The sequence below is a fragment of the Paenibacillus sp. RS8 genome (genome assembly GCF_041956825.1).
Taxonomy (GTDB): domain Bacteria; phylum Bacillota; class Bacilli; order Paenibacillales; family Paenibacillaceae; genus Paenibacillus_AQ.
In genome coordinates, this window is record NZ_CP168131.1 from 4,797,801 (window position 1) to 4,823,820 (window position 26,020).

Here is a 26,020-nt window from a genome sequence, read left to right on the forward strand (position 1 = left end):
CAACCTCTAATAGAAGGAGTGCTGAGAATGAGAAAAGCATTGATTGTATGGGGCGGCTGGGATGGCCATGAGCCTGAACTGGTAGCTGATATATTCGCTAAGTTGTTACAAGAGGAACAGTTTGAAGTGGAGGTATCGAATACACTTGAGGCTTTTGGTGATGCAGAGAAGCTTCTTGGATTAGATTTGATCGTTCCGGTATGGACAATGGGGACAATCGATCAGAAGCTAGTGGATAATGTCTCGGCAGCTGTACAGAACGGTACGGGTCTTGCAGGATGTCATGGCGGGATGTGTGATTCTTTCCGAAATAATGTGGATTGGCAGTTTATGACGGGGGGACAATGGGTGGCTCATCCCGGCAATGATGGTGTGAACTACACCGTAGAGATTTGCCAAAGCTCAAGTCCTTTGGTAGAGGGATTAGAAGACTTCACCGTTTGTTCAGAGCAATATTATCTGCATGTTGATCCGGCTGTAGAAGTACTTGCAACGACTCGGTTTCCAGTTGTTGAAGGCCCGCATTCCTTCAACAAAGCCGTGGATATGCCAGTAGCTTGGACCAAACGATGGGGTCATGGCAGAGTGTATTATAATTCACTTGGACATCATGCGGATATTGTAGCTATGCCACAGGTAAAGGAAATGATGCGCAGAGGACTGCTATGGGCTGCCGAGGGAAAAACTCACGCACAATCCCATCTTTCAGCGGTTAGTAGTAGCTATAGCGGAATGGCAGACAGTCAATAATCTCTGGGAGCGATCAACAAATGGATAAAGTCAAAGTAGGAATTATCGGATGCGGCAAAATTAGCAGTATCTATATGGAGAACTGTCAGAAGTTCGAGATTCTGGATCTAGTTGCCTGTGCGGACTTGGACTTGGCTAGAGCACAGGAACAAGCGGATAAATACAATATTCCGAACGTTTATACCACAGAGCAATTACTGAATGATCCGGAGATAGAGATCGTTATCAACCTGACGATTCCAGCGGTTCATGCGGAAGTATGCCTGAAAGCTATTGAAGCGGGTAAACATGTATACGTTGAGAAACCACTAGCTGTGACGAGAGAAGAAGGACGCCAAGTTCTTTCTGCGGCACGCGAAAAGGGCGTATTAGTGGGCAGCGCCCCGGAAACATTCTTTGGATCGGGCATTCAAACCGTTTTGAAGCTGATTGAGGAGGGTGTAATTGGCGAACCCGTTGCAGCTACCTCATTTATGATGGGGCGTGGACATGAACATTGGCATCCAGATCCAGAATTCTACTATGCTGTTGGTGGAGGTCCAATGTTTGATATGGGACCATACTATTTGACAGCATTGGTGCAGTTATTGGGTCCAATTCGTACGGTTAGCGGGATGACTGGTAAAGCGCTAGAAGAACGCACGATTACAAGTGAGAAGAAATTGGGTAATAAAATTCCTGTTCAAATTCCAACTCACGTTGCCGGAACATTAAGATTTGAGAATGGAGCCATTGCAACGCTGATTACAAGCTTTGATATTTTTGGCGGCAGTAACCTGCCGCATATAGAAATCTACGGAACACTTGGAACAATTCAAGTGCCGGATCCTAATAACTTTGGCGGTCCGGTGAAATTCCGGCTCATGGGTGAGAATGAATGGACAGAGCAAACGCTGTTGTCTGGATATGATCAAAATACGCGCGGAATTGGTCCAGCGGATATGGCTTATGCCATTCGGACGGGAAGAAAGCACCGCGCCAGTGGAGAATTGGCTTATCATGTACTAGAAGCGATGTGGGCATTCCATGATTCTTCAGACGCTCATTCATTCTACGAAATGGAGAGTACCTGCACCCGTCCTGAAGCTCTTCCGATTGGACTCGCTCCTTATACATTAGATTAGAGAATTCATTTTTGAATCTGCAACCTATCACTTCCAATCTCCGTTTGAGAAGATAAAGAGTGAGGGAGTGACAAGGATGCGTAAGAGGATTGGCAGCTGGATAGTGATAGCTGTTGTTATTCTATTCATAAGTGGTTGTTCAGAAGATCAACAATCGTATAAAGAGCCGGCTCCAGCTGCTGCAATTACTGCAAATCCAGATATCTTGGCTACTGCGAGCGCTGAAATAGAAGATCCTGAAGCTGAAAAAGTGCTTTACTCCAGTGATCCAGAGGCGGTTAAAGCTTTCCTGTCGGCTCAGAAGATTCCTAACGGAGATATCTATCTACAGGATAATAAGGTTCATATCAATATCGTGGGTTTGAGCAAGCAGATCGAGCAGCGGTTTGCTCAGACTTTCGCGGCAGGTACTTATGAGCTCCATGATGTTAAATATTCGATGCAAGAGTTATTAGCTGCACAAGAGCTTTTGCATAAACAAGAACTCTACCAGAAGCTTAATCTATACGGTTCCGGTGTGGACACGATTGGTAATAAAGTAACGATTACAATACCATCTGATTATGCTGAACCTGCCATACTTGAGATAGAAAAGTGGATTGATCCGGATATGTTGACCTACGACATTTCAGAGCTAGGCGAACCACATGTAATAGGTCAAATCGTACAGATCGATACCAAACAGGCGAAGCGGATTCTCATTCTTGAACCTGGTATGGAAGATCCCTCTTACTGGTTCTCATTCAATCAGAAGTCAACAATGTTTAATGAAGCTGGAGAATCGATTAGCTTTAAGGATTTGAAAGTAGGGCAGCATGTTGAGCTTTGGAGTACCGGTACGGTGAATGAATCTTTTCCCGCGCTTGCAAGTGTGCGGAGGCTAGAGCTTACTGCTACGGAATAATCCTATAGCCAGCACCGTTTGCGAGAGGCAAACGGTGCTTTTTTTTGTGAACAGAGACCGAATCTCCTATTTTCGAACCCTTGAAGGGGTAAGGCCTTTATACTGCTTGTACAGCTTGGTAAAATAATTGGGATTGTCACAGCCGACTCTTCCTGCAATCTCAGTCACTGTAAAATCTGTCTCGTGGAGCAATCGCTCTGCTTCATTGACTCGGCAAAGATTAACATAATCGATGAAGGTTCGACCTGTTAGCTTCTTAAAGGTTTTGCAGAAATGATATGGATTTAGATTTACAGATCTTGCGGCGCTCTCTACGGTCATTTTGTCATCGAAATGGTTCTCCATGTACTCTAATAGCGGCTTAAAACGTTCGCGATTAAAGGAGTGACGCTCATTTGTTCTACCGGATTCTTGTTCAGGCAGAAAAGTGCGAGAGAGCAGCACAAAGAGTAAATGCAGTTGATTCTTGATGACCAGTTGAAAAGCAGGCCCTTTCTGCAGTACTTCATCAACGATGGTATCCAGAAGAGAAAAATATGTGGTGCAGGTCGGAACAAGCTCTGCAGGTTTGACCGGCAGCTGATAACGATTCTCTAAATAAGGGACTACAAACTGCTCATGCTGAGGATCCTGCTTCCAATCCTTAAATAAAGAACTATGGAATACGACGGAGATAAAACGAACATGATCATCCCGTAGACTGTACCCAACATGCAATCCTCCAGAGGGAACAAACAGTACCTCTCCGGCATGCAGTTCATAGGGCTTGCTGTCTATGTGAAAAATGGCGCTGCCTTCCTGCATAATGATGATTTCGAAATGCTCATGCCAGTGCAAAAATAGGATATTCTGACCGATCTTTGCGTTCTTGCATTCATTAAAAAATAATCGGAAGGGATACGTTTTTTCTTCTAATTGAGGATATTCTTTAAGATCATTAGGGTAACTCATATTTCACACAACTCCCACAAGATACGACTATATAAACACAAGATAATAAGAGTTTTAAGCTCATAAGCAGTATATACTCGGGTTATAGCACTTACTATAAACCAATATTGGAGTGGTCACAAGATGAAGGATACAATGCGAATTGGAACATTAGTAGGCGGCGGCGACGCTGTAAGAGTGATTCCGCAAATTGTAGGACATGGATTTGAATCTTTTAGCTTAACCTTCTGGCAAACTACAGGGGAAACAGATCTCGTAGAAACTGGAAAGCGTGTGCAAGAGCTTGCAGCAGAACATGACTTCGTGATCTCATCTGTTGGGATCTTCGGCAATCCTTTGACGAATACTGGTGATAATTCCGACGCAATTGCGAGCTGGGAGCGACTGATTGATCATGCTCATTTGTTCGGAACGGATATGGTATCAGGTTTTACAGGAAGGCTGCCAGGGGTATCCATTGATGAATCTATTCCGAAGTTCACCGAGGTGTTTGGAGAGTTGTCCAAAAGAGCAGCGGATCGCGGTTTGCGAATTGCCTTTGAGAACTGTTCCATGGGTGGAGACTGGGGATCAGGTGACTGGAATATTGCTCACAATCCATTAGCTTGGGAGAAGATGTTCAATGCTGTGCCTGCTGATAATATAGGGCTCGAATGGGAGCCATGTCATCAGATGGTCCAATTGATTGATCCGATTCCGCAGCTACGTAAATGGACAGATAAGATCTTTCATGTACATGGTAAGGATGCCACCATTGCTTGGGATATCGTAAAAGAATATGGTATTCTTGGCCCCAATCCTTATGTATGGCACCGTACTCCGGGCTTTGGTGATACGAACTGGACCGATGTTATTTCTATTTTGCGTCAGGCAGGTTATAAAGGTACTATTGATATTGAAGGCTGGCATGATCCTGTTTATCGGGATGAGCTGGAAATGATGGGACAAGTACATGCTTTAAATTATTTGAAACAATGCCGGGGCGGTAGCTTTGTACCTAATCCGCTGTAACTGTAGAGGGGGAGAATTATGACAGCTCAGTACCGTGTAGCGGTTGCAGGTTGCGGAGGAATGGCTAACGCCTGGATTGAATACGCTTTATCACGTTCAGATATTCAGATTGTTGCTCTTGTAGATATACGATTGGAGTCAGCACAAGCGATGGCAGCAAAGCATGAGATTTCTTGTCTGACGTTTACTGATATTAAAGAAGCAATTCAGGCGACTGAAGCTAATCTTGTGTTTGACGTTACAGTTCCGGGAAGCCATTACAGTATTTCTAGCACTGCATTAGAACTTGGATGTAACGTGTTTAGTGAGAAACCACTGGCAGAGACTATGGCAGAGTGCACTAAGATTGTTGAGATCTCAGAAAGAACTGGAAATGCCCATGCTGTGATGCAGAATCGCCGTTATGACCCTCGTATACGTTCTTTGCGTAACTTAATTGAGTCTGATACCATTGGGAGAGTAGGGTACATCAGTGCTAGCTTTTTCCTCGGCGCTCATTTTGGGGGGTTCCGTGATGTCATGGAAAGTCCTCTACTGCTGGATATGGCGATTCATACCTTTGATCAGGCCCGATTTATAAGTGGAGCTAATCCGATATCCGTTTACTGCCAGGAGTTTAATCCACCCGGATCATGGTATAAGGGGAATGCGTCGGCAGTGTGTATCTTTGAGATGTCGGATGGGTCTGTATTTACTTATCAGGGGTCTTGGTGTGCAGAAGGTGCCTCTACCTCTTGGGAAGCAGCTTGGCGTCTGAATGGAGAAAAAGGAACTGCGATTTGGGATGGTCATGAAATGCCATATGCAGAAGTAGTCGTAGCAGGAGATCAGAGTGATAAATTTATTCGTGATGTTGAGCGTGTAAATGGAGAGGTTCTTGATATGGACAAAACCTTCCATCAAGGATGTTTGGAGGAAATGTTCCTGTCCCTAGCAGAAGAGCGTCCAGCAGAGACGAATTGTAGGGATAATCGGTATAGTATGGCAATGGTATTTGGAGCGCTGGAAAGTGCTAAAACAGGTCAGAAAATTGATCTTATCCAGTTCATGAGTGCTTCAGAGCTGTAAATAGTACTTGTGAAATAGAAGAAATGCCAGCAAGGAGAAAGATGAATGGAAATTAGGGCTTATCAGGAATCGGATATTAGTCAGCTTATCTCATTGTTCTATGAGACGGTTCATGCTGTAAACAAACAAGACTATTCACAAGAACAGCTTGATGCTTGGGCACCTAAAGAGGAAAAGTCCCTCAAACTTAATACATGGAGCACTTCTTTACGTCAAAATATTACTTATGTAGCCGAAATGAACGGATATATAGTTGGCTTTTCGGATATGACGATGGAAGGGCACTTGGATCGTCTTTATGTCCACAAAGATTTCCAAGGCCAAGGCGTAGCCTCTGCTCTCGTGAACAAGCTTGAATTGAAAGCGAGGGAGCTTGGTCTTCATGAAATGGATACCGAAGCAAGTATTACAGCGAGACCCTTTTTCGAACGACATGGTTACGAGCTTGCTGCAGAACAAAGTGTTGAACGAAAAGGCGTTCTGTTAATTAATTATCGGATGCGTAAAAAGTTAATGTAATACAAAAAGCAGATTGCTCCAATGAGCAGTCTGCTTTTTGTATCTAATGAACGAGGATCAATCAACAAGCTTTATTTGGATGAAGAAAAACGATTTATATAATTAGTGATTCCATTTGGAACGAATTTGTTAACTTCATTATTAAACAAGTCTATATAGTTTGCAGTGATAACTTTACTTGGTACTAATGTTAAATTTGAAAAATATTGCTTATACGCCTTATCATAGGTGGATTTATTCACTTCTTTTTGATTTACATAAAAGCTTGGCGTATCATCCGTTTTATCTTGGTCTGGTATGTCTGCCAAGAAGATCTCTTTATCATTAAATTTGGTTCCTTGAAAATTAATCTCGAAAACCTGCAGATAAGAATTGTACGAGCCACTGCTATCTACAAAAGAAATATAATGTAATGTTCCATCCTTTTTGTTCTTATAGAGATTCAGGCCACGATTTTCATTGCGCGGTAGAAATCCACTCATACCTACATTAAATATGCCCTCTGAATTATCCTTCAGCTTTCCTTGGTAATTGAATGGAATGATTTTTCCATTTTGGACGGTTAGAGCAATGTTGATGGGCTGGATGAAACGGAAAGAATACCCCTGTATAAGTTCGGGAGTACCATCAAAGTTTAAATCTACTAAAGTGAAATAATTGAAGCTATCGTCATAAGACCTGTCTCTAGTAGCATCCATTAATGTTTTCTTGATATACTCAGAGTAAAGTGTCTTCCATGATTTTGCAGTTGCTGCTTTTGCTGACGCAGTAATTGGAACACTCCCCAATAATAAAAGTAATGTTACTATGATCAATGCAGTTCGCTTCATGACTCATTAGCTCCTTATCATATTACTATGTACTGGAAATTAATATTACTATTGTTAGATAATATGTTCCAGTAATAATATGGTATATGAAGGGTGTTTAGTCATAAATCAGTTTCATTAAAGCCTCCGAGTCAAAACGATCTCCTTGCACTAACCATTGACCATCCACATCAAACATAGTCAGTATTCCCTCCAAAGGGACACGTTTACTTTCTTTGTCATCCTTATCCAACAAAACAAGATCACAAGTATATTTTAACTCAACAATATCTTTCTTTTGATCGGAGAGGGTGAACTTTAGGTTATCTGGTTCTAAAGAAAGCTTCTGTTTATTAGCGATTTGGTAAGGGATAGTTGTGATTCGGCTCCCTATAGCCTTTTCGGTATAGTATTCAGTAAAATACGGTTTCATTTCTTCATTCCGCGCTAGAATGGATTCAGTAGAAAACAACTCATCAGAAACCTTGACAGTATATTCAACGTTTTTGTACTTCTCAGCGGCCTTAGTGGCATCATCCACTTCTGAGCTACATCCCATAATTAACGATAGTGATAATAAAATTATACTCAATATCAATGATGATTTACGCATTCGAGCACCTCCATGTATTTGATTCTGTATTATTATACTTATATTACCATACATTGGTCTCATGAATTTAAGAAGGAAATGATTCAATTCCCTAAATATGGTATGGTGTAAATAGTATTATCAATAATCTAAAGGGATGGGATACACTTGAGTTTTTTTCCTATTACATACTCACTCTTGTCAACAGACGCGTTATTATTACATATTAAAGAACATTATGAGATTCCAGAACCAGTACAGCTGCAGTATTTTCTTAGAGGTATGAACGATACATATATCTTAGAAACAGCATTGGAAAAATACATCTTTCGTGTGTATCGCGCGGATAGACGAAATAAATCAGACATAAATTTTGAATTAGAATTATTGAACGATTTGCATGGAAAAGGTGTGAACGTCTCCATTCCTATTTCTCGGGTAGATGGGATGATGATTAATGAGTTTTTGGTGCCTGAGGGTGTGAAGTATGGCGTTATGTTTAGTTTTGCTGTAGGAAATGAAAAGCCTATTCATGCGGTAGAAGACAGCTACTTATTTGGCCAGTCAGTTGCACAAATCCACACAGCTACGGATAACTTTAAGAGTGCACATGTAAGAGGTAAACTTGATTTTGAACATTTAATTGAGAAACCGCTTCATACGATCAAACTGCATATGAAGCATCGACAAGAGGATTATCAATTCCTGTATGACCTTGCCAAACAATTAAAAGCGCAGATTGAAGTACATCTGGAAGCGGGGCTCGACTGGGGCATCTGCCATGGCGATTTGCATGGGAATACGAATGTGACTTTCACGGACGAAGGGAAATTAACTCATTATGATTTCGATATTTGTGGTTACGGATGGAGAGCCTATGATATCGCAGAGTTTAGATTAGCAAGAGAGATTCATAGTGGCCATAATAAAGATGAAGTAGAGCGGTTATGGGCAGCATTTTTAAATGGATACAGAAGCTTAAGAAATCTCAGTGACAATGATATTAGTGCTGTTCCTATGTTCGTTGCGCTTAGACAGCTTTGGTTATTTGCTTTATGTTTCAGTGAGGGTGAACTTATTGGTGCCGCTGACTTTGACAATGGATTTATCGATAGTAAAATGGATTATTTCAGAAATTTAGGGGTGATCAAATGAAAAATGAGCTGGGCAGTGAAGAGATTTTTAAAGAAGTTATAGACTCTGAAGAAGAACTAAGGTCAATGTATGGGTATCCCAGTGAATTGGTAAACAACAAGAGTATAACCCTTATCGATCACCATTGCCGAGATTATATTTCCAAATCACCGTTACTCTTTATAGCAACAAGTGATTCATCAGGTAATTGTGATGTATCTCCGCGTGGGGATGCTCCAGGTTTTGTATATGTGTTAGACGACAAGCATTTAGTAATTCCTGAACGGCCTGGTAATCGACGTTTTGATTCTTTGCGCAACATCCTTTTAAATTCAAAAGTGGGCTTGATATTTATTATTCCTGGATTGGAAGAAACCTTAAGGATCAATGGACAGGCAAGAATTATCAAAGATCAAGAAATAATGGTTCATATGGAGGCTCAAGGTAAACTACCGAAATTGGGCATTGCCGTTGAAGTAGAAGAGTGTTATATGCATTGTGCTAAAGCCTTTAAGAGATCACATCTATGGGATGATACGTACTGGCCCTTGAAAGAAGAGCTGCCTAAACCCTCGGTAATCATAGCCGATCACGCGAAAAAGCTTGGGCTATCTCAAGACGATGTATCTAAGTCTTTAAAGGACAGCTACGAGAATCGCTTATATTAGAGATGAGAGGAATAACAGAGATGAGTAGAACTCTAAAGCTCACTGTTGGGAATAAAGTAGGACTTATCGCTTGTTCTGATGGCGTGAGGGTAGAGAACCTAACTAAAGTTGAAGAACTAATTAGAATTATGAACTCGTTTGGTCTTGAAGTAGTGATTTCCAACACCTTGTTTAGAAGGAATGGTTATTTCAGTGGGAGTCCTAAGGAAAGAGCAGCGGAGCTGAATCTACTATTTAAAAATAATGAAATTCGTGCGATTTTTGATATTTCAGGTGGGGATTCCGCGAACCAGATCTTGGAGTATTTAGACTACGATAATATTCGATTGCATCCAAAGCCTTTTTTCGGAATGAGTGATTTGTCCGTTATTTTGAATGCTTTATACACGCAAAGTAATGCTAAATCCTATCATTATCAATTGATGACTCTTGTTTCTTCTGATGGGGCGGAGCAGCAAGCTGCTTTTTATCGAACATTTTTCCAAGGGCATAACGATCTTTATGATTTCAAATATCATTGGATCCGTGGGAACCAGATGAGCGGGATTGTAATTGGAGGGAATATTCGATGTTTTCTGAAGCTGGCAGGAACCAATTATATTCCAGACCCTTCGAACCAGATTTTATTCTTAGAAAGTTTAAGTGGCAGAGCGAACAAAATCGTCTCCTTATTTGCCCAGCTGCAGCAAGTTAGAAGCTTTGATAAATGCGCTGGAGTAATTCTTGGGTCGTTTACTGAACTTGAGCGCTATAATGAATTTTCAATCGTTGAAGAGTATCTGAAGGAGATCAGCCGGATTCCTATCGTAAAGACGAACGAGATCGGGCATGGTAGTGATAGTAAGTGTCTTATTATTGGAGAGAATATTACTTTATAAGGAAATGATTTTGATAATCCTTTAGATGTAAAAACAGGGAGAGTTGTCGTGGAAACAAACATAATCGAAAAACAAAAAAGATTACAAACCTTTAGGAGTATCAGGACTTGGGGGATGGTTGATCCTCGTACAAATAGGTCTTTATGGGACGATTATCATTCAGATCATGCAGTTTTTCCAGAACTCTTCCATGATGTTTGACACCGAAGTCTGGACTGCACTAACTTCAAGCGAATCAGAGTTTTATCATCCTTTATGGGGAACTACCGTTGTTTTTGAAATCGTATTTACCCTAGCGCTATTACTTTTCAGTGTATATATTCTAGTTCATTTCTATAGACGGAAATCGATATTACCTCGATTATTAATTATTTTTTATGTGGTGGTACCCGTAGTTGGAATCATTGATTATGTCCTTCTTTTACAAATTCCACTTGTCAGAGAAATTGAAATGGGACGGTCACTCCGGAATGTTATTATACCCGTGATGACGAGTGCAATTTGGATTGCGTACTTCATGAAATCTGAACGTGTACATAATACTTTTATAAAGTGATTTAGCAAAGGTCTATAAAGGAGAGTTATGATGTCTACACTCAACTATCCCACTAAAGAAGTATTGAAAAATGCTATACATACTGCGTATTTGTCTCTTGATAAAGAATTTGATGGCATTGAGAATACTCAAAAAGACATTCGTATGGAAGAGGTTGATCGGACACCAGCAGAAATCATTGCGTATCAATTGGGTTGGTTGAACCTTGTGATGAAATGGGATAGGGATGAAAAAGCAGGAAGAGCCGTCATTACGCCTTCACCGGACTATAAATGGAATCAACTTGGCGGATTATATCAATCGTTTTATCATTCATATGCTACCTGCACATTAGACGAATTAAGATCTTTATTTAAAGAAACGGAACATCAGTGGCAGAAATGGATTGATTCTTTAAGTGATGAAGAGCTTTTTACGCAAGGAGTCCGGAAATGGACAGGTAAGAATCCAAGATGGCCTATGGTCAAATGGATTCATATCAATTCCGTTGCACCGTTCAAGACTTTTCGTTCGAAAATTCGTAAATGGAAAAAGCACAATGGTATTAGCTCAACTAAATAACAGCAGACCAAGCCCCTGTCTAAGAGAAGAAATCTCTGAAGCAGAGGCTTTTTTATGTGAATAGAGATTAGTTTTATGTGGAGGAGATGGGATTAGTGGAAGAGAATGTATATTAGTATGCAAAAAAAGATATCCCGTACTTCTAGATGAAACAGGAGTATTTTTAATAACCCCAAAGGAGCTACTGGTATGATGAAAAAAAGGAAAAAGAAATTCATCATCGCTGCAATTCTTTCTATCTTTCTAATGTTACTAGTAGGTAGCTACATGTTAAATCCTCAACCTGTTCATGCGATGATGGTCGACTTTTCTAGTATGGAGGAGCGTGTTGAACATGTTTATGTGGAACCTGACATCCCTGAGAATATGGAGGATATGATTTTAAACGATCTCACACAATCTAAAGAGAGAATTTCAGAGGTTTTTGACGGGTTACAAGCTAATCCAACCATTTTATTCGTTCAATCTTCTAAAGCCCTAGAGAAATATGCTCAAAATAATCGAACAGCACAAACTTATTATACGTATTGGGGTCATTACATCGTTGTTGGTCCTGATGGATTTAATGAGGATGTGATAGCTCATGAACTGCTGCATAGTGAGCTAAGAACGAGATTAATGAATAAGGATAAGGTGCCTGTATGGTTTGATGAAGGGTTAGCAACCCTAGTTGATCATAGATATATAAGAGATGAAAGTCTAAATTTAGATCATATTAATGATTTAAGTAGTAGAGATGCTTTTTATGAACCCTCACAAGTAAAAGGAAATTATGAGATCGCCCATTCAGAAGTTGTCAGATGGTTTGGGATCGTAGGAAAGTCAGGCTTAATGGAACTTATTGAGGGATTAAATCAAGGCGGAACGTTTAATGAACTGTATAAAGCAATCGAATCCCGTTGATAAGGTGGGGAAAAGATGAAGAAGTTCATTATTATATTTCTAGCCATTGTTGCTTTGCTACCAATACGCTCTATGAGCGCGGACTGGACCTATTCTTTTGTTGTTTACTCAGGCGATATTTATGAAATATCACCCGAAGAACTCGTCCCTTCGAATGAAATCGATAAGAAGATAGGTCAAGTAACCCGATATACAGACCATGAAGGAACATACAGCGGCAACTTTTCAAATACTTACCCTAAAGGAACGCCATATTATTCGATTAAGAATACTGATCCAAAAGAAATCATTGCCATTCAGACCAACGAAGCTGAATTTGTCAAAGCCATAAATAAAGGTCAATATGCTAACGGTCAATTGGAAAGTAAAACGATTTGGTTTTTTATAATTGGGTCTTTAGTTATTGTGTTATTAATAATATGGATAATAAAACGAAAATATCGTTAGGAAAACCTGTTACTTTGATTACGACAGTGTATGATTCGGGGTTAACCAAGTTGTAATTAATAATTATATCCTTAGTATTTTTGCTGGAGTTATGTGTTTTTGTTGTTCTTCTTGTCATTTGGAAGGTGGATTGGAGGATTTGATAACCCATGACAACCAAAAGAATACAAAACATCGCGAAGATTTTTAATAAAACAACAAGTTCTAAACATATTCATGAAGGAGTCATTTTCGTAGAGAACACCAATGGCGACTTCTCTTACAGCAAAGAATATGGAGGCAAGGATGTTGACTCCTCGTTACTAATGGCCAGCATCACCAAGCTATTTACTACAACCTGTATTTTAGGTTTACTAGAGAAAAATGAACTTTCTTTGGATGATAGGCTTACAAAGTATTTTGATAATGAGCTGTTAAGTAATATCCATGTGTTTGGTGGCAAGGATTATTCATTTGATCTGACCCTATCCGATTTGTTGTTTCAGACCAGTGGGCTGCCGGATGTGTTTGAAGAAGGAGGAAATAGTGCTAAGAGTCGTGCCATAAAGGAGGACTATTACACAACCTTCAGTGAGCAGGTGGCGCTGGTAAAGAACCTGAAACCACATTTTGCACCTCGAACTAAGCGAAAAGCATACTATGCCGATATAAACTTTGACATGCTTGGTGAAATCGTTGAGAGAGTAACAAATACAACATTAGCTGATGCTTATAAGAAATACATATTTGAACCACTAGCATTCGAGAGTACATATCTGCCTGAACATGAAAATGATATTATACCGAATATCTATTATATGGATAAATCTATTTATCGACCCAAAGTGATTAGAAGCAGTCGTGCGAGTGGAGGCTGTATCACCACTGCTCGTGAATTAATGATATTTACGAAGGCCTTCTTTGGAGGCAAGCTGTTTAATAAGGAGTTTTTTGAACAACTATCGGCATCTAATAAACTTCAAGTATCCATGGGACCTATCTACTATGGCAGTGGTTACATGAGAATTCCTTTGAATGGGTTGATTACGCTTTTTATGGGCAAGGGAGAGTTAATGGGGCACTCTGGATCAACAGGATCGTTTGCTTTTTATTATCCGACTAAAGATTTATTTATGGTGGGAGATTTGAACCAGATGGGGAATGCTGCACTACCTATAAGGCTATCGATGAAGCTTGCTATGACAACGAAATGATGATGAAAAGGCGGATACAATGGAAAGTATATCAAGTTTAATCAAAAAGTTATCATGGGGCACACCCGAAGAGGAAAAAGAAGATGCAATAAAGAAGTTACAATATATAGAGGAAGAGAATCTTCATTTGTTACTGCAGCCTATTTCAAAAGACTATTGGGATGGTGCGGCTGAAACAGTCGTGCGTTTGGGATATCCACGTGTGAAGAGTGTACTGACAGGTTTACTTGAATGGTTACAAGATACAAATTGGCCAGGTGCGGGGCAAATATCAGTTTTTTTACGTGAAATAGGGGATCCGATGATTCCATATGTTAAAAAAGTACTAAATCACCACAGCGATGATCAAGAATGGGTGTACAATATTTTTGAAGAATTAATAAATCATTGGAATACGAAACAAGTGCTACAGATTCAAGAAGAATTAATTAAAATTTCACAGGAAAAAGCCAGTGATCTTACGGCGTTAAGAATCCTATTAACTCATAATGTGTACTCAAAAGAAGGAGTCTGTGAAATCATCCAGCGTAAAAAAGATGCCCTTGTATTTGAACTCAAGGAACTTCATGATACTCATCCTGAAATTGATTGTGAAGCACTTAATAAAGGATTCAGAGAAACAATCTTCAAACAACCAAATTTATCTAAAGAGTATCATGAAGACAATATAGACCAGTTTATTATATGTAATGCTATTTCAAATCTCGAAAATAATTTAAGTGAAATAGAGATTTTTACAGCAGAGTGTCTCACTTAATCAGTCTATATGTATTTAAAAAAAGGAGACTTACCAGTGAACAATGTCAAAGTCCTTCATTATGATGCTTTTTCGCCCTATCCGAACAAAGGAAATCCTGCGGGAGTAGTGTTAGATGCGGCTCATTTAAGTGAAAGTGACATGCAATCTATTGCTCACAAGGTCGGTTTTAACGAAACAGTTTTTGTAATCTCATCAGATGTAGCTGATTTAAGGCTTAAGTATTTTACGCCAGGCCATGAGATCGATCTTTGTGGACATGCTACAATGGCATCTTTATTTGCTTTGAAAACAAAGGGGATTCTTGGAGAGGTTAGCTCGGTAAATATTGAAACAAATGTAGGAGTGCTACCCATTCGATTTAGCTTCGATAATAACAACCAATTAATGATAAAAATGAAGCAAGATCATCCGAAGTTTATTGAATTTAACGGTGATAGAGCCAAGCTTGCACACGCCATAGGTTTAACCCTTGATGAGGTAGAAGAGGATCTGCCTATTGTGTATGGTTGTACAGGTGCTTGGACGCTATTAGTCCCTGTTAAGAATAAAGAAAGTTTTAATAGAATGAAACCGATAAACCGGTTGTTTCCAGATATTTTAACGCAGCTTCCAAAAGCATCGGTGCACCCATTCGCAATTCTAAATGATAATCCGCACACACTCATGCACGCTAGACATTTCTCATCGCCTTATTCGGGAACCGTTGAAGATCCAGTAACAGGTACAGCGTCAGGTGTTATGGGGGCCTATTATTTGAATTATATTGATACGCATCTGGATTCGATTCAATTTAATGTAGAACAAGGGCATGAAATTGGTAGAGATGGAAAAGTGAGTGTTGACGTATATCGAAATGAATCCGGTGAAATGGATGTATTTATTTCTGGAACCGCAGTGTTTGTTAAGGAGTTTGACATATGGAGCTGATAAAACATACTCATCTTGGAGTATATGGTGTCTTAGTGATTAACGATAGAGTATTACTAATTAAGAAAGCAAGAGGCCCTCATACGGGGAAGTGGGACTTTCCGGGTGGATCTATTGAGTTTGGAGAGAAACCATATGAGACTCTTAAGAGGGAGTTTTGGGAAGAGACAGGAATTACAAGTTTAAAAGGGGAACTTCAAGATTCAATTTCCTATACTTTAATTTATCCATACAGTGATACTCAGCTAGAAGAATTACACCATATAGGGATCATATATGAAGTGGAATTACTAGATTTGAATTATGAACTAAAGACTGATGGGGATGAACAAGACTCTCTAGGCGCCCAGTGGATAGACATTGAACAATTAAACACCCTAGAATTAACACCTTTCGTTAAAAAAATACTGCTGGGTTCTTATTAATAATAGGGTTTCAGAACTTGTCACTAAGTTTTGAAACCCTATTATTTGTTCTTAAGACCACCTGCTTACATATTTACAAGTGTCCCCTTATTCAATACTGATATAGCTGCTGCAATAAGGATCATACCCATAAAAGCGGGTGTGGCGTGACCAAGTGATACATAGATTTGTCCTCCAATGATAGGCCCAATCATTCTAGCTAAAGCCTGGATAGATTGGCTACCTCCCTGAATCCTTCCTTGTTCACTAGAATCGACAGACTTGGAGAGCATCCCATTGAAGGAAGGCCCAAAAATCGAATCACCAAAACCGAATATAAACATTCCAGCGATAAAAAGAGGATAGAATGAGAACAAAGCGGATGCTGCAATAAGACTGTAGCCAATAATCTCCGAAAACATTCCAAGAGTTGCTATCTGTTTATCACTAAGTTTCTTCAAAAGCTTTGGCATTATGAAACCTTGTGAAATGATGTCTTGAAGGCCCATTATTGAAAACATAAGTCCGATTAGTGCAGGCTTCCAACTGAAAGTATCCATAGTGAATTGTGAAAAAACTGCCTGCAAAGATCCGTTAGGTATCCAAAGTAAGAACGCTGAGACAAGTAACCTATTTAAGTTTTTAATAGAAAGTAAGTTCGCAAGCTGTGAAAATGGATTCAGTCTTACAAAGGTAATCTCTTTCAGTCTATTCTTCTTATCAAGGCTCTCAGGCATAAAAAAGAATCCATAAACAACGTTCAATAAAGTTATTATTGCTCCAAAATACAAGGGTACAGAATAACCAAACTTAGCCAGTAATCCGCCTATAGTTGGGCCGATGACGGTGCCTACACCTACAACCGCACTCACCCATCCGAAGTATTTGGTTCTCTGTTCTGAAGGAATAATGTCTGCAAAATATGCGAAGATCGTGCTTATACTCCCGCCTGTTATACCTTCGATTATGCGTCCAGCAAAAAGTACCCATAGAGCACCTCCAATACCAAAAACGAAATACCCGATTGCGGAACCCAAGAGGCAAACTAAGAGCAATGGACGACGACCATATTTGTCGCTCAAAGCTCCAAGTATGGGGGCTGCAAAAAACACGCAGACTGCATAAACAGAGGTCAGCAGCGTAACAATTATAGCTTGTTCTCCCGGATTGCTTGTATAAGGCTGCACTAAGAATGGGACGACAGGCATTATGATACTGAAGCCGATTCCGCAAAGAAACACAGAGATAAGACCGAATATTAAAGCGTGTTTATCTATGGATTGTTCTGTGTTCTGTTTATTGTGTGATCTAAATAAGGACATATAAATTCGCTCCTCAAACGTTATGATTTTGATTCCTAGGAAACATATTCATCTTAATGAAATTATGTTTCCTTGTCAACAAAATAATAACAATAAAAATGCAGCTCGTTCTCAATAGAGCCCGGCTGCCTGTGGTTTCATATCATTATTTAAATTTATTCCGACTTAATATCTATCCCCATTTTCTTTATTTCTTTATCCAAATGCCTATTATACTTCTCGACGAAACTAAGCATACTTTCAAATTGTTCCTCGGTTATTTGCTCAAATACAGCTTTATCCCGCTCTTGAAACTCTTTGTGCAGATCCTCATGGATTTTATAAATTACTTTTCCTTGCTCAGTAAGCCTAAAATAGATTTCTTTCTTGTTATCCGACTTCTGGTAGCTTTCGATAAGGCCTTTTTCTATGAGCTTCTTAGTTAATTTACTGATGGCACCGCGAGTCATATAAAAGGACTCCGCAAGTTTTGTCACGTTGGAATCTACATTTTTTTCAATGTATTCAATACAATGTACTTCGGAAGATGTATACCCCTTAAGACTTTCTTCCATCTTATCTTTATTAAGCCAAACGATCTTATTATATAGGTCCCTGACACCCATTAGGATCTGTTCTTCCTTGTTCATGACCTATCCTCCTACCCGTAAGTGCATTAGCAATATTATATTCAATTTTTGTTTCTGTTTCAACAATATTAAAGATGAGTAAACATTCTACTGATTGCAGGATTCAAGGTATAATTCGATTGCTAAACGATGAAAAGCGCTGGTGATTTCCAATAAAAGTAATATCGGACGAGCAATTACAAGACAGTGTCAAAGTATCAATAATAGTTGTTTTGTCATATACCTTTGAAAGCGCTTAGATATTAAGATTGGTTCATAAGGTCGCAGATCAACGGAAGGAGAGTAGAGGAGAACCAAGGCTGCAAAAAGAGAGAAGGCCATGCAAGCTGATTTAATTATAAGAATCTAGGTTTAGGAGGACTTACATATGGCGAACGCAAGCGTCGCACCAGACAAGACATCAAGACCGAATCTGGGCAAGCATCGGACCAGCGGGATAAGACGCTTTTTTAAGCAAATAGATCTACAGCTTATGGTATTGCCAGCACTCGTTCTAGTTTTTATTTTTGCTTATATCCCCATGTACGGTATTCTAATTGCTTTTCAAGATTACAAGTTAGGTAATAGTTTTATTAGCAGTGATTGGGTTGGATTAAAGCATTTTATTTACTTCTTTAATGCTCCTGAATTTGAAGTGGTTATGAAAAATACAATCATAATCAGCTTACTGAAGTTCTGTTTTGGATTTCCTGCACCGATTATTTTGGCGTTAATGCTGAACGAAGTTCGTAAAATGTTCTTTAAACGGGTTATTCAGACCGTTACATACTTGCCTCACTTTTTATCTTGGGTGGTTATCGGCTCAATGGTTACCTCGATGCTATCCGTAGATAATGGCAGTATTAATATGCTGCTTGAGAAATTGAGATTTATTGATGAACCGATTAACTTCCTATCTATGACCGAGTATTTCTGGGGCATTTTAGTTACAACCAATGTATGGAAGGAAATTGGTTTTGCCTCGATCGTTTACTTAGCTGCCATTGCTGGTATTGATCCGCACTTATACGAAGCTGCTTCGATGGATGGTGCGAGTCGCTTTAAACAGATATATTTGATTACGTTGCCTTCCATAATGCCAGTTGTGATCATCTTTATGATTCTGGCTATCGGTAATCTGGTGAATGCAGGATTTGAAGATATTTTGATCCTTGCTTCCAATCCGGCTCTACGAGAAGTATCAGATTCAGTTGATGTATATGTTGTACGTGTCGGTATAGATAACTTCAGGTACTCCTATGCGACTGCTATCGGATTGTTCAAGGCCGTTATCAGTGTGACATTACTTACCTTTGCAAATTTCATTGCCAGAAGAGCAGGAAACAGCTTGTGGTAATGAATTACTCAATATAGGGGGACTGAACTATGAAACGTACTAACATAGGAGACCGATTGTTCATTGGATTCATATATGTATTCTTGACCTTACTGGCATTCTCCGCGTTTTATCCATTTTGGAATTCACTTGTGATTTCTTTTAACGAGGGGATGGATACTTCCAAAGGCGGAATTACTTTCTGGGTCCGCGAGTTCACGCTAGAGAATTATAAGATCGTATTTGAAGATTCTCGTTTAATGGGTGGATTCGTCATTGCTACATTAAGAACGGTAATTGGTACAGTAACAGCGATATTGGCGACTTCGATATTTGCTTATGGGATGTCAAAGCGTGAACTTATGGGTCGAAAATATTACATGATTATGTGTATCATTACTATGTATTTCGGTGGGGGACTCATTCCGTCATACATGCTAATCAGAAGTTTAGGTCTCTTCAACTCATTTTGGGTGTTTATTATTCCTGCACTTGTCAGCGTATGGAATATGATCATATTTCGGACCTTCTTTCAAGGTCTACCGCAAGGCTTGGAGGAGTCAGCTAAGATTGATGGCTGCGGATACTGGGGAACTTTTCTCCGAATCGTACTTCCCTTGTCAGGGCCTGTTATCGCAACATTATCGTTGTTCACAGCAGTCAATCACTGGAATGAGTGGTTCGTAGCGAGTATTTACATTACGAAAGAGGAGTTAATGCCGATTCAGACCATCTTGAGACAGATATTGTTCTCTAATATTGCTTCAGAACAGCTGTCTAATGTAGATGCAAGTTCCATTGCTCATATTAACTCAGCCAAGAAAATAACGTCAAAGTCATTAACGATGGCTACGATCATGGTTGCAACCATTCCGATTGTATGTGTATATCCATTCCTACAAAGATTCTTCGTTAAAGGGGTCTTAGTCGGATCATTGAAAGAGTAGGATGATAGAATGAGATGGGGTTTAGAGCATATTGCTTTGAACATAGATTACAAATTGAAAGGGGAAAATACATTGAAGACTAAGAGAAAGATGCTTCTCGGAACGTTGTCTACCTTGCTATTGTCGACTGTGGTGGCGTGTTGTAGTGGCAACAATTCAAGCGCTCCAGCTGCAACTGCTGAACCAGCGAAAGAAGGAGGAACAGCGGTTAATACAGCAACTGAAGCTCCAGCGGCTGATTTGTATGAGTTAGGGAAAGAACCGCTTGAAGTATCCTTCTACGGAAACTACGGCTGGTATCAAATGCCGAAATGGGGCAAGGATGCCGCTTCTAAATGGATTTTAGATAATCTGAAAATCAATGTCACTGGTATTAGCTCCGGTGGTAATAATGCTCAGAAGCTGCAAACAATGATCGTGGGTAACGAGCTGCCGGATATTGTGTGGACTGAGAAAGGTGCTGACGTAGAACGTCTTCGTCAAGCAGATATGTTAGTTCCTTTGGATGAATACATTGATAAATATCCAAACTTTAAAAAATACTTAACAGCTGGACATTTGGAATTGCTTCGTTCTCCTGATGGAAAAATCTATCAGCTGCCGAATTATTATACAACACAGCCAAACGGAAATGCCGGTTATGCGATCAATAAGAAAATTTACAAAGAACTCGGTTCTCCTAAGCTAGAGACTACGGATGATTTGTACGCTTACTTAAATGCAGTTAAAGCGAAGTTCCCAGACGTTATTCCGTTTGAGACTGGCTTAGCGAAAGATGGTAACGGTATTGACCAGTTGTTCTCCTCGTTTAAAGAGAATAACCTTTCGTATACTAGAATATACGCTGTACCTGATGGCGACAAAATGGCTTCCATTTACAAAGATGAAGGGTTCCGTGAGTCCGTTGTCTTTGGTGCTAAATTAATGCGTGAGAAGCTTATGACACAGGATGCGAATACCCAAACAGAGGACCAAATTAGAGAGAAAGCGATGAATGGCAAGTTCGCTGTGATTGCGACATTCGATCCGATGAAGTTGCTCGCTACTGCTGATGAAGAGATGAAGAAGAAAAATCCGGAAGATGGTTACATGTTTATTAAACCAATCTACAAACCGGGCTTGGATCAAAGTAAGATTACTCCGGGAACGTACAATCAGCTAGGCTGGAACGTTGCTACAATTACTAAAAACGCTAAAAATCCAGAAGCTGTATTTGCTATGCTTGACTGGATGACAGGTCCAGAAGGTTCTATGGTTCTGAACTGGGGTCCTCCAGGACCAGACGCTTACTGGGATGGCTTTGAAGCAGATGGACTTACTCCTAAATTTAATAAAGATAAATATCTAAATGAGCCAGAAGCATTATCTGAAATTAGCGGTAAGGCTGGTGACTTGGTTTGGGTAGGAAATACAGTTTTCTTGGATAATACGAAGAAAATGATGTTGCAAACCCTTCCAGCTGATAAAATCGACTTTAGTAACCGCTGGCAGATGGAAGTAACGTGGGCTTCACAAGGCGACATTACGGAGTTCCTAAATTGGGATCCGGCTCCCGACAGTGAAGAAGGTATTATCAGACAAAGTGTCAGAGATATCTGGTTAACTGCTAGAGCGAAATCAATGTATGCGAAGACTGATGCAGAAGCATTAGCAATTCTTGATAAAGCGCACGATGATTCCATGAAGGTTGGTTATGAGAAATTCCTTGATTATGTTACAAAAGTATGGACTGAAAACAAGAAAGCTTTAGGAAAATAATCATTAGTAATGCGAAGGTTTGCTACTAGGCAAGCCTTCGTTTTTACGTTCGATTCTGATGACTCCTTGTTTATGAGCTGATAGACAAATTAATGAATGGTATACTGGAAAAGAGTAATGGTAGAATTTACAGGATTTTCAGGGATAGATTTAAGGCATTTCAAAGGGGGACTTGTTGATGTACAACGTATTATTAGTAGATGATGAGATGCTTGATTTAGAAGGTATGAGACAATTCATTCCTTGGGATGAGCTTGGTATGGAAGTTGTGGAGGCAGCAAATAACGCGTTTACCGCATGCGATATTTTAGATCAGCATGTGATTGATATTATAGTTAGTGATGTGAATATGCCGAATATGTCGGGTCTAGAGCTGGCCCGGATTGCCATAGAGAAGAAAAAGGATATACGCGTGATATTTGTAAGCGGTTACCAAGATTTCAGCTATGTGAAGCAAGCATTGTCACTAAAGGCGTATAGCTACGTCCTTAAGCCAATGGATGATAGCGAACTTATTGCTGCACTTCAGAAAGTAAGGCAAGATTTAGACGATGAACGAAAACGTCGTGACGTCGAAGAAGCCTATCAGCATATGATTCCAATGGCCAAAAATGATTTGTTGATACGCTTGTTTGAAGGAGAATGGGAAGGAGATGAGAAGAGCCAGGCCGGAATGTTGTCACTTGTAAAGTCATACGGTCTGGATCAGCTGAATTGGCCTGTTCGTGTAGCTGTCTTGGAGCTGGACTATTTTAACTGGCTTCAAGGACAGGATAATCTATCTAAACATCAAATGGCTAAGGACTTCCTTTATGAAGTAAATAGAATAGGTCAGAAGCATGGTATGCCACATTGCTACAAGGTATCGTCTTACCGGATTGCATTATTGATTAACGAACAGGAAATGGGGAATTTCACTGAGGATATTTTCGCCTCGATTCGTGCGAAGTTTCCAGTCACAATGACTGTGGGTGTTGGGAAACCAACATTTTCTATGGAACAGGTCCACATCTCCTATCGACAAGCTATGGAGGCTGTGGACGGAAAAATGTTCATTGGCAAAGGCAAACTTATTATGTATGAAACGGTTAGCAGCGAACCTGGGATGATTGACGCTCGTATGTTAGATACCCGCATGGATACGCTGTTTAAAGCAATGAAAGAGTATGAGTTAGTTCTTATTTATGATGAAATTGACAAACTGTTCCGCTCTGTAAGTAGTTTGAGATCCAAATTCACTATTCATAATCTGGCCATGTATATCATATGGAAGCTGGATCAGCAATTAAAGGATGTTAACGAGGATTTATTTGAAATATTAGGGATGGAGATACATAGCTTAGATGTTCTACACCAATTCGATACGATCAGTGATATTCGCTCCTGGCTCGTACTTAAAACATTTGAAATCTCAGAGTATCTCCGTAGCAAATCTGATTCTGTGAACCATAAACTCATTAGAGAGATTATCCAAATGATGCAGGACAGAATGAGTGATAACTTTACGCTTAAAGATATTGCGCAGCAGTTCTCTTTCTCGCCTAACTATTTGGGCTATCTATTCAAAGAGGAAACTGGGAAAACGTTTAGTGAAGTACTCACACAGCTTCGAATGGATCAAGCTGGCAAGCTTTTAAAAGATCCAACGTGTAAAATCTATGAAATCGCTAGCAAAGTAGGCTATCGTTATCTCCCTTATTTCAGCAGACAGTTCAAAGAGGCTTATGGTATGACACCTATGGAGTATCGTAAGCGCGACAAGTGATGGGGGATGATGTTCTGTGAAAAAGCGAAGTAGACATAAGTATGTGCCGATTGGCTATAAGTTAATGCTGACGTATATGTTTTTTATTATTATTCCTATTTCTCTAATCGGGTTCGTCTCCCACTCCATGTATAATGATTCATTACGAGAGCATATCAATACGAATATTAAAGGAACGTTATTACAGATTCGTGACAACATTGATTATAAAATGGACGAAGTCACTCGAATATCAACACAATTATACAGTGATTTTGATTTCTATCGAAATCTTCGGAGTTATGAGGAAGGCTGGGAAAATTACGACCGGATGTCTAAGAAGGTATTGCCGAAGCTTGACGTAGCTATTCAATCTACAGGTGTGAAGATTGGGATGTCGCTATTCTTAAAGAATGAATCGATCCCTGAGATCTACTCGAATTCACTTGAGGGCTATCTAGATAATAGCAGCTTTTATCATCTCTACCACATGAAACGGATTGAAGGGAAATCCTGGTATTATGATTTTCCAGCTGAAAAATACGCTGAAACTATGAAATGGTGGCAGATCGAGAGCGATGTAGAGAATAATCGCATCTCGTTGCTCCGTAGACTAATTGATACATACGAACCTCTTAAGCCTAAAGAGATTGGATTCCTACGGATTAATGTAAGGATTCCAGATCTTTTTGACAGTGTCAATTATACGAAGATTGGAAAAGGAAGTAATCTAATTATAAAGAACGAATTTGGTAGAACAATGTATCAATCGGGTGAATTACCGGAGAACTATACCAATGAAGCCGAGCTGAATAAGGATTACATGACGATTAAAGAAACCATTATGGTTGCTAACCAAGCATGGCAATTAATCGCTCTTGTTCCAATTGCAATCCTTGAAAAGGATGCAATGAAGGTACGTTTGTTTATTATTTTAATGTGTCTCATATGTTGTGTGGTCTTTAGCTTCGTGGGCATATTTATCTCCCGTTATTTTTCAATACGGATTAATAAGTTTGTATATGTGCTTAATGCCTATCGGGAAGGTGATCTTCACAAACGTATTAAATATCGAGGGAAGGACGAATTCTCTCAGATAGCAACTGCGTTAAATGATATGGGTGAAAATATTGATATGTTGATTAAAGAGGTGTACCTGACGCAGCTCCAGAAGAAGGAAGCGGAGCTTGAGATTCTGCAATCGCAAATCAATCCGCACTTCTTGTATAATACTTTATCATCTATTGTTCAGTTAGCTAAATTTGGTCAAAATGAGAAGCTACAGAAGATGGTACTGGAATTAGCGAAGTTTTACCGTCTTACGCTTAATGAAGGTCGTACGATGATTCCGGTTCCAACGGAAATTGAGCAGGCGAATGCCTATTTAGAAATTCAGAAAATTAAATACGGTGACCGCTTAGAGGTCATGTTTGATTTTGATACAGAGATTTGGCCTTATGAGACCATTAAACTGATTCTACAACCCTTTATAGAGAACGTGCTCAAGCATGCTTGGTGTGGCGATCACATTCATATACGAATTGTTGGTCGGAAGGAAGGCGATCATATCCTGTTCCGCATCATTGACGATGGAATAGGCATCAGACAGGAACGTATCGATCAGATTTTTGATTCGAAGGGTCACACGAACACAGGTTACGGGGTCCGTAATGTGGATCAACGCATTAAACTGCAATATGGACCAGAGTATGGCGTGACAATTTTTAGTCGTGTTGGAATTGGCACTTCAGTTCAGATTCGGATTCCTGCAAAAAAAAGAAAGTAAGAGGTATTGCAGTTATGTTGTAGAAATGAATGATGTAGAAAAGGGGTCTTAAGGCTAGTTATTACTAGTCTTAAGACCCCTTTGATTGTTCAAGTGAAAGCTAGAAGCCTTTGTATTGAGGTTCCTCAGACTCTAATTCGGTTACCCGATTTTCAACCTGTGTTACGATTTGTTGTGTTTGCTCAGCTGCATTAGTGAATAAAGTTTTTGCACTTTCATTTTGTGTTTCAAGTGCAAATTGTTCCAAGCTCGCTTGAGCGCCTTTTAAAGAAGATAAACATGTTTTTACTTGTGAGGCTACTGTCATTAGGTTTCTCTCCTCTATTTTGAATTTTTAGCATGACGTTTCCTATTGTTCTC

General features: G+C 39.7%; 27 protein-coding genes and 1 pseudogene. 22 read left to right on the plus strand and 6 right to left on the minus strand.

The window, feature by feature from the left end:
- Positions 1–27: 27 nt before the first annotated feature.
- The 3 genes from ACDZ28_RS22715 (at position 28) to ACDZ28_RS22725 (ending at position 2,778) form a co-directional block, all read left to right on the plus strand.
- On the plus strand, positions 28–750 hold the full coding sequence (locus tag ACDZ28_RS22715) for a ThuA domain-containing protein (protein ID WP_341112524.1): 723 nt from the start codon (positions 28–30) through the stop codon (positions 748–750).
- 20 nt (positions 751–770) lie between these two features.
- The gene (locus ACDZ28_RS22720) at positions 771–1,874 is read left to right on the plus strand and encodes a Gfo/Idh/MocA family protein (RefSeq protein WP_375102805.1); all 1,104 of its coding nucleotides are present in this window, start codon (positions 771–773) and stop codon (positions 1,872–1,874) included.
- Positions 1,875–1,950: 76 nt separating this feature from the next.
- The gene (locus tag ACDZ28_RS22725) at positions 1,951–2,778 is read left to right on the plus strand and encodes a DUF3221 domain-containing protein (protein ID WP_375102806.1); all 828 of its coding nucleotides are present in this window, start codon (positions 1,951–1,953) and stop codon (positions 2,776–2,778) included.
- 66 nt (positions 2,779–2,844) lie between these two features.
- Here ACDZ28_RS22725 and ACDZ28_RS22730 read toward each other — a convergent pair whose 3' ends face one another.
- Positions 2,845–3,729 carry a helix-turn-helix domain-containing protein gene (locus ACDZ28_RS22730; RefSeq protein ID WP_375102807.1) on the minus strand — a complete coding sequence of 295 codons (885 nt, stop codon included), beginning with the start codon at positions 3,727–3,729 and terminating at the stop codon, positions 2,845–2,847.
- A 123-nt stretch (positions 3,730–3,852) separates the two neighbouring features.
- Here ACDZ28_RS22730 and ACDZ28_RS22735 point away from each other — a divergent pair, with 123 nt between their 5' ends.
- The 3 genes from ACDZ28_RS22735 to ACDZ28_RS22745 are packed head-to-tail and all read left to right on the plus strand — an operon-like array spanning position 3,853 to position 6,327.
- Complete coding sequence (locus ACDZ28_RS22735) at positions 3,853–4,740, plus strand: sugar phosphate isomerase/epimerase (RefSeq protein ID WP_076118355.1); 888 nt, start codon at positions 3,853–3,855, stop codon at positions 4,738–4,740.
- Positions 4,741–4,758: 18 nt separating this feature from the next.
- Positions 4,759–5,808 carry a Gfo/Idh/MocA family protein gene (locus tag ACDZ28_RS22740; protein WP_375102808.1) on the plus strand — a complete coding sequence of 350 codons (1,050 nt, stop codon included), beginning with the start codon at positions 4,759–4,761 and terminating at the stop codon, positions 5,806–5,808.
- A 45-nt stretch (positions 5,809–5,853) separates the two neighbouring features.
- Positions 5,854–6,327: a GNAT family N-acetyltransferase gene (locus ACDZ28_RS22745; protein ID WP_375102809.1), complete on the plus strand. Its 474-nt coding sequence runs from the start codon at positions 5,854–5,856 to the stop codon at positions 6,325–6,327.
- 71 nt (positions 6,328–6,398) lie between these two features.
- Here the strand turns inward: ACDZ28_RS22745 and ACDZ28_RS22750 are convergent, their stop codons facing one another.
- Both ACDZ28_RS22750 and ACDZ28_RS22755 read right to left on the minus strand, forming a co-directional pair.
- Positions 6,399–7,157, minus strand: a complete 759-nt coding sequence (locus tag ACDZ28_RS22750) for a hypothetical protein (RefSeq protein WP_042127348.1) — start codon at positions 7,155–7,157, stop codon at positions 6,399–6,401.
- Between the two features lie 97 nt (positions 7,158–7,254).
- Positions 7,255–7,749, minus strand: a complete 495-nt coding sequence (locus ACDZ28_RS22755; protein ID WP_042127350.1) for a hypothetical protein — start codon at positions 7,747–7,749, stop codon at positions 7,255–7,257.
- Positions 7,750–8,010: 261 nt separating this feature from the next.
- On the opposite strand from ACDZ28_RS22755, the gene ACDZ28_RS22760 reads away from it, so the two are divergent.
- The 11 genes and pseudogenes from ACDZ28_RS22760 (at position 8,011) to ACDZ28_RS22810 (ending at position 16,180) form a co-directional block, all read left to right on the plus strand.
- Positions 8,011–8,883: a phosphotransferase gene (locus ACDZ28_RS22760; protein WP_375102810.1), complete on the plus strand. Its 873-nt coding sequence runs from the start codon at positions 8,011–8,013 to the stop codon at positions 8,881–8,883.
- Positions 8,880–9,530 (plus strand): pyridoxamine 5'-phosphate oxidase family protein, encoded by a 651-nt coding sequence (locus tag ACDZ28_RS22765; protein WP_339290894.1) that lies wholly within the window; start codon positions 8,880–8,882, stop codon positions 9,528–9,530. Before ACDZ28_RS22760 ends, ACDZ28_RS22765 begins: the two co-directional genes overlap by 4 nt.
- Before the next feature lie 20 nt (positions 9,531–9,550).
- Positions 9,551–10,408: a S66 peptidase family protein gene (locus tag ACDZ28_RS22770; RefSeq protein WP_339290896.1), complete on the plus strand. Its 858-nt coding sequence runs from the start codon at positions 9,551–9,553 to the stop codon at positions 10,406–10,408.
- Positions 10,409–10,520: 112 nt separating this feature from the next.
- A pseudogene (locus ACDZ28_RS22775) lies at positions 10,521–10,964 on the plus strand (DUF2569 domain-containing protein); the annotation flags it as partial.
- A gap of 30 nt (positions 10,965–10,994) precedes the next feature.
- On the plus strand, positions 10,995–11,525 hold the full coding sequence (locus tag ACDZ28_RS22780; protein ID WP_375102811.1) for a ClbS/DfsB family four-helix bundle protein: 531 nt from the start codon (positions 10,995–10,997) through the stop codon (positions 11,523–11,525).
- A 189-nt stretch (positions 11,526–11,714) separates the two neighbouring features.
- A complete protein-coding gene (locus tag ACDZ28_RS22785) occupies positions 11,715–12,428 on the plus strand; it encodes a hypothetical protein (RefSeq protein ID WP_375102812.1) in 714 nt (237 codons plus the stop codon).
- Between the two features lie 15 nt (positions 12,429–12,443).
- A complete protein-coding gene (locus ACDZ28_RS22790; RefSeq protein ID WP_375102813.1) occupies positions 12,444–12,875 on the plus strand; it encodes a hypothetical protein in 432 nt (143 codons plus the stop codon).
- A 149-nt stretch (positions 12,876–13,024) separates the two neighbouring features.
- Positions 13,025–14,068 carry a serine hydrolase domain-containing protein gene (locus tag ACDZ28_RS22795; protein WP_375102814.1) on the plus strand — a complete coding sequence of 348 codons (1,044 nt, stop codon included), beginning with the start codon at positions 13,025–13,027 and terminating at the stop codon, positions 14,066–14,068.
- 19 nt (positions 14,069–14,087) lie between these two features.
- Complete coding sequence (locus tag ACDZ28_RS22800; RefSeq protein WP_375102815.1) at positions 14,088–14,825, plus strand: DUF5071 domain-containing protein; 738 nt, start codon at positions 14,088–14,090, stop codon at positions 14,823–14,825.
- A 36-nt stretch (positions 14,826–14,861) separates the two neighbouring features.
- The gene (locus ACDZ28_RS22805; protein ID WP_375105395.1) at positions 14,862–15,755 is read left to right on the plus strand and encodes a PhzF family phenazine biosynthesis isomerase; all 894 of its coding nucleotides are present in this window, start codon (positions 14,862–14,864) and stop codon (positions 15,753–15,755) included.
- Complete coding sequence (locus ACDZ28_RS22810) at positions 15,746–16,180, plus strand: NUDIX hydrolase (RefSeq protein WP_375102816.1); 435 nt, start codon at positions 15,746–15,748, stop codon at positions 16,178–16,180. The genes ACDZ28_RS22805 and ACDZ28_RS22810 overlap by 10 nt, the downstream gene beginning before the upstream one ends.
- 65 nt (positions 16,181–16,245) lie before the next feature.
- On the opposite strand, the gene ACDZ28_RS22815 is transcribed toward ACDZ28_RS22810, so the two are convergent.
- Together ACDZ28_RS22815 and ACDZ28_RS22820 are read right to left on the minus strand one after the other, a co-directional pair.
- Positions 16,246–17,481 carry an MFS transporter gene (locus ACDZ28_RS22815; RefSeq protein WP_375102817.1) on the minus strand — a complete coding sequence of 412 codons (1,236 nt, stop codon included), beginning with the start codon at positions 17,479–17,481 and terminating at the stop codon, positions 16,246–16,248.
- A gap of 155 nt (positions 17,482–17,636) precedes the next feature.
- The gene (locus ACDZ28_RS22820; protein WP_341112547.1) at positions 17,637–18,110 is read right to left on the minus strand and encodes a MarR family transcriptional regulator; all 474 of its coding nucleotides are present in this window, start codon (positions 18,108–18,110) and stop codon (positions 17,637–17,639) included.
- A 367-nt stretch (positions 18,111–18,477) separates the two neighbouring features.
- Here ACDZ28_RS22820 and ACDZ28_RS22825 point away from each other — a divergent pair, with 367 nt between their 5' ends.
- From ACDZ28_RS22825 to ACDZ28_RS22845, 5 genes are all read left to right on the plus strand, one after another.
- Positions 18,478–19,446 carry a sugar ABC transporter permease gene (locus tag ACDZ28_RS22825; protein ID WP_042127372.1) on the plus strand — a complete coding sequence of 323 codons (969 nt, stop codon included), beginning with the start codon at positions 18,478–18,480 and terminating at the stop codon, positions 19,444–19,446.
- A 29-nt stretch (positions 19,447–19,475) separates the two neighbouring features.
- A complete protein-coding gene (locus ACDZ28_RS22830; protein WP_042127373.1) occupies positions 19,476–20,372 on the plus strand; it encodes a carbohydrate ABC transporter permease in 897 nt (298 codons plus the stop codon).
- A 72-nt stretch (positions 20,373–20,444) separates the two neighbouring features.
- Complete coding sequence (locus ACDZ28_RS22835) at positions 20,445–22,130, plus strand: extracellular solute-binding protein (protein WP_375102818.1); 1,686 nt, start codon at positions 20,445–20,447, stop codon at positions 22,128–22,130.
- Between the two features lie 178 nt (positions 22,131–22,308).
- Positions 22,309–23,895, plus strand: coding sequence for a response regulator (locus ACDZ28_RS22840; protein ID WP_375102819.1), 1,587 nt, complete (start codon positions 22,309–22,311; stop codon positions 23,893–23,895).
- 64 nt (positions 23,896–23,959) lie between these two features.
- On the plus strand, positions 23,960–25,660 hold the full coding sequence (locus ACDZ28_RS22845) for a sensor histidine kinase (protein WP_375105396.1): 1,701 nt from the start codon (positions 23,960–23,962) through the stop codon (positions 25,658–25,660).
- A gap of 100 nt (positions 25,661–25,760) precedes the next feature.
- On the opposite strand, the gene ACDZ28_RS22850 is transcribed toward ACDZ28_RS22845, so the two are convergent.
- Positions 25,761–25,967: a DUF1657 domain-containing protein gene (locus ACDZ28_RS22850; RefSeq protein WP_036678243.1), complete on the minus strand. Its 207-nt coding sequence runs from the start codon at positions 25,965–25,967 to the stop codon at positions 25,761–25,763.
- Positions 25,968–26,020: the final 53 nt, after the last annotated feature.

Excerpts from the sequence above, each read along its gene's own strand:
- ACDZ28_RS22715 (WP_341112524.1), top strand. The coding sequence starts at position 28 with ATGAGAAAAGCATTGATTGTATGGGGCGGCTGGGATGGCCATGAGCCT.
- ACDZ28_RS22720 (WP_375102805.1), top strand. The coding sequence starts at position 771 with ATGGATAAAGTCAAAGTAGGAATTATCGGATGCGGCAAAATTAGCAGT.
- ACDZ28_RS22725 (WP_375102806.1), top strand. The coding sequence starts at position 1,951 with ATGCGTAAGAGGATTGGCAGCTGGATAGTGATAGCTGTTGTTATTCTA.
- ACDZ28_RS22730 (WP_375102807.1), bottom strand. The coding sequence starts at position 3,729 with ATGAGTTACCCTAATGATCTTAAAGAATATCCTCAATTAGAAGAAAAA.
- ACDZ28_RS22735 (WP_076118355.1), top strand. The coding sequence starts at position 3,853 with ATGAAGGATACAATGCGAATTGGAACATTAGTAGGCGGCGGCGACGCT.
- ACDZ28_RS22740 (WP_375102808.1), top strand. The coding sequence starts at position 4,759 with ATGACAGCTCAGTACCGTGTAGCGGTTGCAGGTTGCGGAGGAATGGCT.
- ACDZ28_RS22745 (WP_375102809.1), top strand. The coding sequence starts at position 5,854 with ATGGAAATTAGGGCTTATCAGGAATCGGATATTAGTCAGCTTATCTCA.
- ACDZ28_RS22750 (WP_042127348.1), bottom strand. The coding sequence starts at position 7,157 with ATGAAGCGAACTGCATTGATCATAGTAACATTACTTTTATTATTGGGG.
- ACDZ28_RS22755 (WP_042127350.1), bottom strand. The coding sequence starts at position 7,749 with ATGCGTAAATCATCATTGATATTGAGTATAATTTTATTATCACTATCG.
- ACDZ28_RS22760 (WP_375102810.1), top strand. The coding sequence starts at position 8,011 with ATGAACGATACATATATCTTAGAAACAGCATTGGAAAAATACATCTTT.
- ACDZ28_RS22765 (WP_339290894.1), top strand. The coding sequence starts at position 8,880 with ATGAAAAATGAGCTGGGCAGTGAAGAGATTTTTAAAGAAGTTATAGAC.
- ACDZ28_RS22770 (WP_339290896.1), top strand. The coding sequence starts at position 9,551 with ATGAGTAGAACTCTAAAGCTCACTGTTGGGAATAAAGTAGGACTTATC.
- ACDZ28_RS22780 (WP_375102811.1), top strand. The coding sequence starts at position 10,995 with ATGTCTACACTCAACTATCCCACTAAAGAAGTATTGAAAAATGCTATA.
- ACDZ28_RS22785 (WP_375102812.1), top strand. The coding sequence starts at position 11,715 with ATGATGAAAAAAAGGAAAAAGAAATTCATCATCGCTGCAATTCTTTCT.
- ACDZ28_RS22790 (WP_375102813.1), top strand. The coding sequence starts at position 12,444 with ATGAAGAAGTTCATTATTATATTTCTAGCCATTGTTGCTTTGCTACCA.
- ACDZ28_RS22795 (WP_375102814.1), top strand. The coding sequence starts at position 13,025 with ATGACAACCAAAAGAATACAAAACATCGCGAAGATTTTTAATAAAACA.
- ACDZ28_RS22800 (WP_375102815.1), top strand. The coding sequence starts at position 14,088 with ATGGAAAGTATATCAAGTTTAATCAAAAAGTTATCATGGGGCACACCC.
- ACDZ28_RS22810 (WP_375102816.1), top strand. The coding sequence starts at position 15,746 with ATGGAGCTGATAAAACATACTCATCTTGGAGTATATGGTGTCTTAGTG.
- ACDZ28_RS22815 (WP_375102817.1), bottom strand. The coding sequence starts at position 17,481 with ATGTCCTTATTTAGATCACACAATAAACAGAACACAGAACAATCCATA.
- ACDZ28_RS22820 (WP_341112547.1), bottom strand. The coding sequence starts at position 18,110 with ATGAACAAGGAAGAACAGATCCTAATGGGTGTCAGGGACCTATATAAT.
- ACDZ28_RS22825 (WP_042127372.1), top strand. The coding sequence starts at position 18,478 with ATGGCGAACGCAAGCGTCGCACCAGACAAGACATCAAGACCGAATCTG.
- ACDZ28_RS22830 (WP_042127373.1), top strand. The coding sequence starts at position 19,476 with ATGAAACGTACTAACATAGGAGACCGATTGTTCATTGGATTCATATAT.
- ACDZ28_RS22840 (WP_375102819.1), top strand. The coding sequence starts at position 22,309 with ATGTACAACGTATTATTAGTAGATGATGAGATGCTTGATTTAGAAGGT.
- ACDZ28_RS22845 (WP_375105396.1), top strand. The coding sequence starts at position 23,960 with ATGCTGACGTATATGTTTTTTATTATTATTCCTATTTCTCTAATCGGG.
- ACDZ28_RS22850 (WP_036678243.1), bottom strand. The coding sequence starts at position 25,967 with ATGACAGTAGCCTCACAAGTAAAAACATGTTTATCTTCTTTAAAAGGC.